The organism is Streptomyces durbertensis (assembly GCF_014156695.1).
In the GTDB taxonomy this organism is placed as follows: domain Bacteria; phylum Actinomycetota; class Actinomycetes; order Streptomycetales; family Streptomycetaceae; genus Streptomyces; species Streptomyces durbertensis.
Genome location: NZ_WMLF01000171.1, coordinates 1 through 10,719, shown reverse-complemented (window position 1 = coordinate 10,719; position 10,719 = coordinate 1). Strand labels below are relative to the sequence as shown.

General features: G+C 73.8%; 9 protein-coding genes. 4 read left to right on the top strand and 5 right to left on the bottom strand.

The window, feature by feature from the left end; genetic code table 11:
• Positions 1-62 precede the first annotated feature (62 nt).
• The gene (gene fdhD, locus GL263_RS13505; RefSeq protein ID WP_182855928.1) at positions 63-920 is read left to right on the top strand and encodes a formate dehydrogenase accessory sulfurtransferase FdhD; all 858 of its coding nucleotides are present in this window, start codon (positions 63-65) and stop codon (positions 918-920) included.
• Positions 921-952: 32 nt separating this feature from the next.
• Here the strand turns inward: fdhD and GL263_RS13500 are convergent, their stop codons facing one another.
• Positions 953-1,912 carry a bile acid:sodium symporter family protein gene (locus tag GL263_RS13500; protein WP_182855927.1) on the bottom strand — a complete coding sequence of 320 codons (960 nt, stop codon included), beginning with the start codon at positions 1,910-1,912 and terminating at the stop codon, positions 953-955.
• Between the two features lie 175 nt (positions 1,913-2,087).
• Here GL263_RS13500 and GL263_RS13495 point away from each other — a divergent pair, with 175 nt between their 5' ends.
• The 3 genes from GL263_RS13495 to GL263_RS13485 all read left to right on the top strand — a co-directional run bounded on the left by GL263_RS13495 (position 2,088) and on the right by GL263_RS13485 (position 6,480).
• Positions 2,088-3,971 (top strand): AMP-dependent synthetase/ligase, encoded by a 1,884-nt coding sequence (locus GL263_RS13495; protein ID WP_182855926.1) that lies wholly within the window; start codon positions 2,088-2,090, stop codon positions 3,969-3,971.
• 93 nt (positions 3,972-4,064) lie between these two features.
• Entirely contained in the window at positions 4,065-4,901 is an 837-nt protein-coding gene (locus tag GL263_RS13490; RefSeq protein WP_323379383.1) for an aldo/keto reductase, read from the top strand.
• Positions 4,902-5,061: 160 nt separating this feature from the next.
• On the top strand, positions 5,062-6,480 hold the full coding sequence (locus GL263_RS13485) for a cryptochrome/photolyase family protein (protein WP_182855925.1): 1,419 nt from the start codon (positions 5,062-5,064) through the stop codon (positions 6,478-6,480).
• Between the two features lie 94 nt (positions 6,481-6,574).
• On the opposite strand, the gene GL263_RS13480 is transcribed toward GL263_RS13485, so the two are convergent.
• The 4 genes from GL263_RS13480 to GL263_RS13465 form a co-directional block, all read right to left on the bottom strand.
• Positions 6,575-7,399: a DUF1295 domain-containing protein gene (locus tag GL263_RS13480; protein ID WP_182855924.1), complete on the bottom strand. Its 825-nt coding sequence runs from the start codon at positions 7,397-7,399 to the stop codon at positions 6,575-6,577.
• Positions 7,400-7,404: 5 nt separating this feature from the next.
• Positions 7,405-8,676 (bottom strand): class I SAM-dependent methyltransferase, encoded by a 1,272-nt coding sequence (locus tag GL263_RS13475; protein ID WP_182855923.1) that lies wholly within the window; start codon positions 8,674-8,676, stop codon positions 7,405-7,407.
• Positions 8,673-9,476 carry a DUF1365 domain-containing protein gene (locus GL263_RS13470; RefSeq protein WP_182855929.1) on the bottom strand — a complete coding sequence of 268 codons (804 nt, stop codon included), beginning with the start codon at positions 9,474-9,476 and terminating at the stop codon, positions 8,673-8,675. The genes GL263_RS13475 and GL263_RS13470 overlap by 4 nt, the downstream gene beginning before the upstream one ends.
• A partial coding sequence (locus tag GL263_RS13465; RefSeq protein WP_182855922.1) for an NAD(P)/FAD-dependent oxidoreductase occupies positions 9,476-10,719 on the bottom strand: 1,244 nt, incomplete at its 5' end. The genes GL263_RS13470 and GL263_RS13465, both read right to left, overlap by 1 nt.

The window sequence follows — 10,719 nt, the reverse complement described above, 5'->3', positions numbered from 1 at the left end:
GGGCGGCGACCTCGCGGGGCGGTGGCGTCGTGAGGCGGTGGCGGAACCGGGAGTGAGCGCCGATGGGACGGGTCACCGAGCGGCGTGGTGTCCTGCGGGTCCGGGACGGCCGGGTCAGCCGGCGACCGGACACCCTGGTGGCGGAGGAGCCGATGGAGATCCGGCTCAACGGCAGGCCGCTCGCGGTGACGATGCGCACGCCCGGTGACGACTTCGCGCTCGCCGTCGGCTTCCTGGTCAGCGAGGGCGTGCTGGCCCACCCGGACGAGTTGCGGCAGGTGACGTACTGCGCGGGCTCGGTGACGGACGACGGCGGCGGGTCGTACAACACCTACAACACGGTGGACGTCCGGCTGGCGGACGGGGTCGCGGTGCCCGAGATGACGCTGGAGCGGAACGTGTACACGACGTCGTCCTGCGGGCTGTGCGGGAAGGCCTCGCTGGACGCGGTGCGGACGAGGTCCCGGTGGGCGCCGGGCGGGGCGGTGGACCGGCCGCGGGTGAGCACGGCGACGCTGTCCCGGCTGCCCGACCTGCTGCGTGAGCGGCAGCGGGTCTTCGACCGGACGGGCGGGCTGCACGCGGCCGCGCTGTTCACCCCGGACGGCGAGCTGATCGACGTGCGGGAGGACGTGGGCCGGCACAACGCGGTGGACAAGCTGGTCGGCCGGGCGCTGCGGGAGGGGCGGCTGCCGCTGGCGGAGACGGTGTTGATGGTGTCGGGGCGGGCGTCGTTCGAGCTGGCGCAGAAGGCGGTGATGGCCGGCGTGCCGGTGCTGGCGGCGGTGTCGGCGCCCTCCTCGCTCGCGGTGGACCTGGCCCAGGAGTCGGGGCTGACGCTGGTGGGTTTCCTGCGCGGCGCGTCGATGAACGTGTACGCGGGCGAGGAACGGGTCGTGCTGCCGGAGGAGCCGGGCTGACCAGCCGTGAGGCTCGTGTGCCGGGTGTGTCCTCAGGAGTCGGCGCGGCGGGCGAGCCGGCGGGCGATGACCGCGCAGACCATCAGCTGCATCTGGTGGAAGAGCATCAGCGGCAGGACGGCCAGTGACGCCTGGGCGCCGAACAGCACGGCGGCCATCGGCAGCCCCGCCGCCAGCGACTTCTTGGAGCCGGCGAAGAGGATCGCGGTGCGGTCGGCGCGGTCGAACCCGAGCCGCCGGCCGCCCCACGCCGTCAGCGTCAGCATGACGGCGAGCAGGACGGCCTCGGTGCCGAAGAGGCCCGCCAGCCGCCACGGCGAGACCTGCTGCCACACGCCTTCGACCATGCCCTGGCTGAACGCGGTGTAGACGACCAGCAGGATGGCCGTGCGGTCGACCCGGGAGAGCGCGGCCCGGTGGCGCGTGACAAAGCCGCCGATCCAGCGCCGCAGCAGCTGGCCGGCGAGGAAGGGTGCCAGCAGTTGGAGGGTGATGTCCCTGAGGCCGTCCACCGAGAGGCCGCCGACGGCGCCGACGAGCAGGGCGGCGAGCAGCGGGGTGAGCACGATGCCCAGCAGGCTGGAGTAGGTGCCCGCGCAGATCGCCGCCGGCACGTTGCCTCGGGCGAGCGAGGTGAAGGCGATGGAGGACTGGATGGTGGAGGGCACCACGCACAGGAACATCAGGCCCGTCCACAGTTCCTCGGTCAGCACGTGCGGGACCAGGCCCCGGGCGGCGAGCCCGAGCAGGGGGAAGAGGAGGAAGGTGCACGCCAGCACCGTCAGGTGGAGCCGCCAGTGCCGCAGACCGTCGAGGGTCTCGCGGGTGGAGAGCCGCGCGCCGTAGAGGAAGAACAGCAGTCCGACGGCGACCTTGGCGGCGACGCCGACGACGTCCGCCGCCGCGCCCCGGGCGGGGAGGAGCGCGGCGAGCGCCACCGTCGCGCCGAGCAGCAGCAGGAAGGGGTCGAGGACGCGGACCAGGCGGTGCATGCGCCCACTGAACCACGCGCCCGCGCTCCCCTCGTACGCACCCCGCGGCGCGTGAACGCTCCCGCGCGCCGGTTCCCTTCCGGCGCGGGCCGCGATTCGGTACCGTCACCACGCTGTGTGTGCGCTCGGGAGCACCTCCCGACCGGCGGAGGCACGGCGCCTGAGGAGAGCGGCATTGCGCGAGATCACTGTTCCGCCCGCGGTGCCCCCGGTTCGTTCCGGAGGCCTCGCCGACTCGGTCTTCGCACGCGCGCGCTCGCACCCCGGCCAGGCGGTGATCGCCTACCGCGAGCCCGACGAGGGCGGCGGCCGGGACCGGCGGACCGGATCGTCACCGAACACACCTGGGAACGCCGGCAGTTGGCGGGACGTGACCGCCGAGGAGTTCCGCGACGAGGTGCTGGCGCTGGCCAAGGGCCTGCTCGCGGAAGGGGTGCGGTTCGGCGACCGGGTGGCGCTCATGTCGCGCACGCGCTACGAGTGGACGCTCTTCGACTACGCCCTGTGGACGATCGGCGCGCAGTCGGTCCCGGTGTACCCGACGTCGTCGTCCGAGCAGGTGCTGTGGATGTTCACGGACGCGGCGGTGTCGGCGGCGGTCGTGGAGACCGAGGACCACGCGATGACGATCGGCGCCGTCGTGGACCGGCTGCCGCTGCTGAGCCGGCTGTGGCAGCTCGACGCCGGTGCGCGGCAGCAGTTGGCCGAGGCGGGCCGGCGCATCCACACCGATGTCGTCGAGCGGCACCGGATGGCGCTCACCCCGGACACCGTCGCCACGGTCGTCTACACCTCGGGCAGCGAGGGCCGGCCCAAGGGCTGCGTGCTCACCCACGCCAACCTGATGGCCGAGTGCGACAACATCGTGAAGCGGTACGAGTCGGTCTTCAGCTCCGGTCTGAAGACGGAGCCGACGACGCTGCTGCTGTTGCCGCTCGCGCACGTCTACGGGCGGATGGTGCAGGTGGCGGCGGTGCGGGCGGGCGTGAAGCTGGGCCACCAGCCGGAGATGACGCCGAGCGCGCTGCTGCCGGCACTGCGGGAGTTCCAGCCGACGTTCCTGCTCGCGGTGCCGTACCTGTTCGAGCGGATCCACTCGGCGGCGCGCCGGCAGGCGGAGGCCGAGGGCCGGCTGGCGGTGTTCGAGCAGGCCGAGGAGGTCGCCGAGCGGTACGCGGAGGCGGTGGAGCGGAAGGCGTTCGGTGAGGGCCCCGGGCCGAGCGCGGCGCTGCGGGTGCGCCACCAGCTGATGGACCGTCTGGTGTACGTCCGGTTGCGCCGGGCGCTCGGTGGGCGGCTGCGGTACGCGGTGTCCGGCGGCAGTTCGATGGACCGCCGGCTGGGGTTGTTCTTCGACGGGGCCGGGGTGCGGGTGTTCGAGGGCTGGGGGCTGACCGAGACGACCGCGACGCTCACCGGCAACCCGCCCGAGCGCCCGCGGTTCGGCACGGTCGGCGTGCCGATCCCGGGCACGACGGTGGCCCTCGCGGAGGACGGCGAGGTGTGGGTGCGCGGCGGCCAGGTGTTCCAGGGGTATCTGAGCGATCCGGCGGCGACCGCCCGTTCGCTGCGGGAGGGCTGGTTCGCCACCGGTGACCTGGGGGAGCTGGACGAGCACGGCTATCTGACGATCACGGGCCGCAAGAAGGACGTGCTGGTCACCTCCAGCGGGAAGACGGTCAACCCGGCGGTGCTGGAGGGCCGGGTGCGCGCCCACCCGCTGGTCGCGCAGTGTGTGGTCATCGGCAACGACCGGCCCTTCGTCTCCGCCCTGATCACCCTGGACCCGGAGGCGGTGAACCACTGGTTGGCGATGCGCCGCAAGCCGGCGGTGCCCGCCTCCCAGCTGGTGCACGACGTCGACCTGGAGCACGAGGTGAGGCGGGCGGTGATAGCGGCGAACACGCAGGTCTCGCAGGCGGAGTCGATCCGCACGTTCCGGATACTGGGCCGCCAGTTCACCGTGGAGGACGGCCTGCTCACGCCGTCGCTGAAGCTGCGGCGCCGGTCGATCGAGAAGGTCTACCAGCAGGAGATCGACACGCTGTACCGCCGCTGACGAGGCCGTGCGGGAATGTCCACCGCCGGCTGATCGTTCTCCGTCCTCGAGAGCAAGAGCACAGTTCGCGAGAGTCGAAGGATCCGATCTTCTGTGAGTGACGCCCCCACGATCACCCTGAACAACGGTGTTGTCATGCCTCAGCTGGGCTTCGGCGTGTGGCAGGTTCCGGACGACGAGGCCACCGCGGCGGTGGGTCACGCGCTGGAGGCCGGCTACCGCAGCATCGACACCGCCGCGGTCTACGAGAACGAGGTCGGGACGGGCAGGGCGCTCGCCGCCTCCGGCCTGCCGCGCGAGGAGCTGTTCGTCACCACGAAGGTGTGGAACAGCGAGCAGGGCTACGACTCGACCCTCCGCGCGTTCGACGCCTCGTTGGAGCGGCTGGGTCTGGAGTACGTGGACCTCTATCTCATCCACTGGCCGATGCCGATGTTCGACACCTACGTCGAGACCTGGCGCGCGCTGGAGAAGCTGTACGCGGACGGCCGCGCCCGGGCGATCGGCGTGTCGAACTTCAAGCCGGCGCAGCTGCGGCGGCTCGCGGAGGAGACGGCCACGGTACCCGCACTCAACCAGGTGGAGCTGCACCCGACGCTCCAGCAGGGCGAGCTGCGCGCGTACCACCGGGAGCACTCCGTCGTCACCGAGGCGTGGTCGCCGCTGGGCCAGGGCAAGGACATCCTGGCCGACCCGGTGATCGGCGCGATCGCCGAGCGGCACGGCCGCACCCCGGCGCAGGTGATCCTGCGCTGGCACCTCCAGCTGGGCAACGTGGTCATCCCCAAGTCGGTGACGCCCTCCCGCATCCGGGAGAACATCAACGTCTTCGACTTCGCGCTGGACGAGGCGGACATGGCGTCGATCGCCGGCCTGGACACCGGCACCCGGCTCGGCCCCGACCCGGACGAGATGGACTGGCGCGGCTGACCGGCGCCCCTCCTTTTCCCGGGTGCCACGGCCGCGCCTCCCGGCCGTGGCACCCCTTCTGGGGCACTTTCGACGTGCCGGGCATCCACGCGTGCCACCGGCCGCGAACCACCGGTGAGCCGGTGGAGGGTGCCGGCACGGCCGTTGATGGAGGTATCTGATGAACCAACGCACGCAGGGGGGCGGCAGGCGGGGTCCGCGCGACGGCGCGGCGCGGCAGGACCGGGTGGCGGTGGTGCTGTACACCGCCGACCTGCGGGTGCACGACCACCCGCCGCTGCGTTCGGCGCTGGCGGAGGCCGACCTGGTGGTGCCGCTGTTCGTGCGTGATCCGGCGGTGGACGCGGCGGGCTTCGCCTCGCCGAACCGGCTGTCCTTCCTCGCCGACGCGCTGGCGGACCTGGACGCCGCGCTCCGTGAGCGCGGCGGCCGCCTGGTGTTCCGGGAGGGGCCGCTGGTCGCGGAGGTGCTGGCGGTCGCCGCCGAGGCCGGGGCGGACGAGGTGCACATGGCCGCCGGGGTGAGCCGGTTCGCCGCGGAGCGGGAGGAGCGGCTGCGCCGGGAGCTGGAGTCGGCGGGCCGGCGGCTGCGGGTCCACGACGCGGTGTGCACGGTGCTGGCGCCGGGGGCGGTGACCCCCTCGGGGAAGGACCACTTCGCCGTGTTCACCCCCTACTTCCGGCGTTGGTCGGCGACGGCGCCGCGGGCCGTGGGCGGCGCGCCGCGGCGCGTGCCGGTGCCGGACGTCGGCTCCGCGCGGCTGCCCTCGCCGAAGGTCGCGCGGCGTTCGCCGGGGCTGGTACCGGGCGGGGAGTCGGCCGGACGGGAGCGGTTCCGCCGCTGGCTGGCCGGCGGCGTCGACGACTACGAGGACCGGCACGACGACCTGGCCGGCGACGCGACCTCACGCCTCTCGCCCTATCTGCACTTCGGTTGCCTGTCGGCGGCCGAGCTGGTCGAGCGTGCCCGGCGGCACGGCGAGGCGGGGGCGGAGGCGTTCGTCCGGCAGCTCGCCTGGCGGGACTTCCACCACCAGGTGCTCGCCGCCCGCCCGGCCGCCGCGTTCGAGGACTACCGCGGGCGGGGGGACCGCTGGCGCGGCGAGGGGCCGGAGGTCGAGGCGTGGCGTGAGGGCCGCACGGGCTATCCGATCGTGGACGCGGCGATGCGGCAGCTGCGGCACGAGGGGTGGATGCACAACCGGGGCCGGCTGCTGGCGGCGAGCTTCCTCACCAAGACGCTGTACGTGGACTGGCGGATCGGGGCGGCGCACTTCCTCGACCTGCTCGTCGACGGGGACGTGGCGAACAACCAGCTGAACTGGCAGTGGGTGGCGGGCACGGGCACCGACACCCGCCCCAACCGGGTGCTCAACCCGCTCGCCCAGGCCAGGCGCTTCGACCCGAACGGGGACTATGTGCGGCGCTGGGTCCCGGAGTTGGCGGACGCGGCGCTGCCCGGCGGCCGGGTCCACCAGCCGTGGAAGGCCGCTGACGGGGAACGCCCCGACTATCCCGACCCGGTCGTGGCCCTGGACGACGGGCTGGCCCGCTTCCGCGACGCGCGCGGTCTGGACTGAGGGCCCGCGCGTCGCCGCCCCGCGCCCCACACCGCCGGCCGTCGGAGGTGGGGGCGCGGGCGGCCTCGGAGAACCACTACGCCTCGGAGAACCACTACGGCCGCGGTCCCTTGGCGGGCTCCCGGCGGGGCGGGAGCGGGAAGAAGCCGCTCGTGCGGGCGGCGTACTCGGCGTAGCCGGGCCTGTCCCGCATGTGGCGCTCCAGGAGGCGCTTCCCGCTGCCGAAGATCAGCAGGTAGCTCATGACCAGCGGGGAGACCAGCACGGCTGCGGCGAGCGCCGGGTCGGGTGCGGTGAGGAGGAACAGGCCCCACCAGACGAGGAAGTCGCCGAAGTAGTTCGGGTGGCGGGTGTAGCGCCACAGGCCGCGGTCCATGATCCGGCCGCGGTTGGCCGGGTCCGCCTTGAAGCGGGCCAACTGGCGGTCGCCGACGGCCTCGAAGAGGATTCCGGTGGTCCACAGCACCACCGCGACGGCCGCCCAGGGGTCGAGTGCCGCCGGCAGGTAGGCGGCCGCCTGCACGGGCAGCGACACCAGCCACACCAGCGCGCCCTGCAGCAGGTACACCTTGCGGAACGCGTACGCGGTACGGCCGCCGGGCGCCTTGTCCAGCATGCGCGCGTAGCGCGGGTCCTCGCCGTGCCCGGTTCCCCGGTAGGCGATGTGCGCCGCGAGACGCAGCCCCCAGACGCCGGTGAGAACGAGGACGAGCAGGCGCCGCCCGTCGTCGCCGGCACCGGCCGACAGCAGCCAGGAGACGAGGGCGACGGCGGCGAAGGCCGCCCCCCAGGCGACGTCCACGATGCGGTGCACTCCTCGGCGCAGCGCGATCACGAAGGTCGCCGTCATCACGGCGAGCGCGGCAGCCGCCGAGGCGAGGAGGTTGACGCCCAGCGCGCCCCATTCCACGTCGTACATCTCCGTCACCTTCCCTCGGGCGCGGCCGGCGCGACGGCCGGGTCGCGCCGCAGCAGGTACTGCTGGACGTCCAGGTAGCCGGAGCGGAACCCGGCCTCGGAGTAGGCGAGGTAGAACCGCCACATGCGGCGGAAGACGTCGTCGAAGCCGAGGGCGGCCACCTCGTCGGCCCGGGCGGTGAACGTCTCCTCCCACAGGCGCAGCGTCTGCGCGTAGTGCGGCCCGAAGGCGTCCCTGCGGACGGTGCGCAGCCCACGCGGCAGGCTCGCCTCGACGGCCTCGACGGAGGGCAGCTGGCCGCCGGGGAAGATGTACTTCCTGATCCAGGTGTGGGTGTCGCGGCTGGCCAGCATGCGGTCGTGCGGCATGGTGATGGCCTGGACCGCGGCCAGTCCGCCCGGGCGCAGCAGGGCGTGGACGCGCTCGAAGTACGCGGGCCAGAACTCCGCCCCCACGGCCTCGATCATCTCCACGCTGACGACGGCGTCGTGGTGCCCGGTGAGTTCGCGGTAGTCGCGCAGTTCGACGGTGACCAGGTCGGTGAGACCGGCGTCGGCGACACGTCGGCGGGCGAGGTCGCGCTGCTCGGCGGAGAGGGTGACGGTGGTGACGTGGGCGCCCCGGGCGGCGGCGCGCAGGGCCAGTTCGCCCCAGCCGGTGCCGATCTCCAGCAGGTCGGTGCCCGGGCCGACCTCCGCGAGGTCGAGCAGCCGGTCGATCTTGCGGTGCTGTGCCTCGGCCAGGTCGCCGGGGGCGGCGGGCAGGGTCTCGAAGAGCGCGGACGAGTAGGTCATCGTCCGGTCGAGGAACAGCGCGAAGAGGTCGTTGGAGAGGTCGTAGTGGTGGGCGATGTTCCGGCGGGAGCCACCGGGGGTGTTGCGGTTGTCGTTCGGTTGCCGTGGCGCCCACAGTCCCCGCAGCCGTTGCAGCGGGGCGGGCACGAGGGTCGCGACGTTCTCGGCGAGCACGGTCAGGACGGCGACGAGGTCGGGCGCGTCCCACTCTCCCGCGAGGTGGGACTCGCCGAAGCCGACGAGGCCGCCGGCCGCGAGGCGGGCGTGGAAGGCGTCGGCGTCGTGCACCCGCAGGGTCGGTCCCCCGGCGCCCAGCAGGCGTCCGTCGGGCATCTCGACGCGCAGCGGAAGGCGGGCGACCGCGTGGCGGACCAGCAGGGCGGCGGCGCGGCGGGCGGCCGCGGAGGCGGCCGGTACGCGGGCGACGTCCGGCCACCGGTCGGCGTTGATCCCGGTGGGGACGGTCAGGGGGACGCTGCTCACTTGGTGCTCTCCTTCGTGCGGCGCCGGTCGGCGAACCGGTGCGGGGGTCGTCGGCGCCGGGGGCGGCGTGCGGGGGACGAGGCCCGCTGGGACCCGGCGGCGTCGGCGGTGCGGGGTCGCATCGGCAGGCCGCGCAGCAGCAGCCGGACGCCGTGCAGTCGGATGGCGGCGGAGACCGCGAGGGTGGACCACGGGTGGCGGGCGGCGGCCGCCAGCAGGTTGCGGTGGGTCGGCCGTACGCGGTGGCCGGCGACGCCGGCGGTGAAGGGCGGGCGGCCGGGCAGGTCGAGACGCACGCTGAGGGAGAGCCGTTCGTCCGGCTCGGGAAGCCGCATGGCGTAGTGGCCGTCGACAGGGAGGAACGGCGAGACGTAGAACTCCTTGGCGGTTCGCGCCCGGCCGCGGTCGTCGGGTTCCAGGAGGTAGCAGTGGCGGCCGTGGTAGGTGTTGTGCACCTCGGCGACGACGCAGCGCAGCCGGCCGTCGCGGTCGTGGCACCAGAAGAGCGTGAGCGGGTTGAAGACGTACCCGAGCACCCGTGCGTGGCAGAGCATGGTGACCCGTCCACCGTCGAGGAGGACGCCCCGGCCGGCGAGGAACCGGTCCAGGCCGGCCCTGATGGTGGGGGCGGTGCCGTCGAAGTGGTCGCGGGCGTGGAATCCGGCGAGCGGCCGCAGCCACCACGGCGGGCGGGGCGGGTCGTCGGGGTCGATCAGCCAGAGGTAGGTGCGGTGCCGCACGGTGTGTTCGACCGCGCCGCGCCGGCGGTGGACGACCAGGCAGGGGTAGAGGGCGGGGATCACCAGTGCACCCCCATCACTCCGGCGGCCCGCGCCCCCGAGGCGCAGCCGTCCTCGTGGAAGCCCCAGCCGTGGTACGCGCCGGCGAAGGCGGTCTCGGCCGAGTCGAGTTCGGGCAGGCGCTGCTGTGCGGCGACGGACTCCACGGTGTAGACCGGGTGCTCGTAGACCATCTCGGCGAGTACCCGGCTCGGGTCGACGCGGTCGGCGGAGCCGAGTGTCACCAGGTACCGGTCGGTGGCGTCCAGGCGCTGGAGGCGGTTCATGTCGTAGCTGATCCGCACGCCGCGGTCGCCGTCGTCGCAGGTGGCCATGTGGTAGTTCCACGAGGCGTGGGCACGGCGGCTGCGGGGGAGCACCGAGGTGTCGGTGTGCAGCACGGTCGGGTTGCGGGAGTAGCGGAAGGCGCCGAGCACCTGCTTCTCGGTCGGTGTGGCGTCGGCGAGCAGCCGTAGCGCCTGGTCGGGGTGGACGGCGATCACCACGCCGTCGAACGTCCGCGCCTGGCCGGCCTCGGTGACGACCTCCGCGCCGCCGGGGAAGCGGCGCACGGTCCTCACGGGGGCGCCGGCGCGCACGGTGTGCAGTTGTTCGGCGATCCTGCGCACGTACTCGCGGGAGCCGCCGGTGACCGTACGCCAGCGCGGCGAGCCGGTGACGGTCAGCATGCCGTGGTGGTCGAGGAAGCGGAACAGGTACTCGGCCGGGTAGTCCAGGGCGGTCCGGGCGGGGCAGGACCAGACGGCGGAGACCAGCGGGGCGACGAAGTGCCGCCGGAAGTAGCGGGAGAAGCCGCCGGCGTCGAGGAACGCGCCGAGGGTGGGCGGCGCGTCCGCGGGTCCGGCCGCCGAGCGCACCAGCAGGGCCCGGGCGCGTCGGTGGAAGAGCGGCACCTCGGCGAACATGCGCAGGGCCCGGGGCCGCAGCGAGGTCGCCGGGCGGGCGAACAGTCCCGCCGGTCCCCGGGCTCCGGCGTACTCCAGGCCGCAGCCCTCGCACCGCACGGACAGGCTCATCTCGGACTCCTGGGTGCGGACGCCCAACTCGTCGAAGAGCCGCAGCAGGGTGGGGTAGGTGCGCCGGTTGTGCACGACGAAGCCGGAGTCCACCTGGTGCGTGCGCCCGTCGGAGGCGGTGACGTCGTGGGTGTGCGCGTGGCCTCCGAGGCGCGGGTCGGCCTCGTAGAGCCACACCTCGCATGCGCGCCGGAGCACGTGGGCGGCGGTCAGGCCCGCCACTCCCC

Coding starts and splice junctions, on each gene's coding strand:
- GL263_RS13480 (WP_182855924.1), bottom strand. CDS start 7,399: ATGTACGACGTGGAATGGGGCGCGCTGGGCGTCAACCTCCTCGCCTCG.
- GL263_RS13500 (WP_182855927.1), bottom strand. CDS start 1,912: ATGCACCGCCTGGTCCGCGTCCTCGACCCCTTCCTGCTGCTGCTCGGC.
- fdhD (WP_182855928.1), top strand. CDS start 63: ATGGGACGGGTCACCGAGCGGCGTGGTGTCCTGCGGGTCCGGGACGGC.
- GL263_RS13485 (WP_182855925.1), top strand. CDS start 5,062: ATGAACCAACGCACGCAGGGGGGCGGCAGGCGGGGTCCGCGCGACGGC.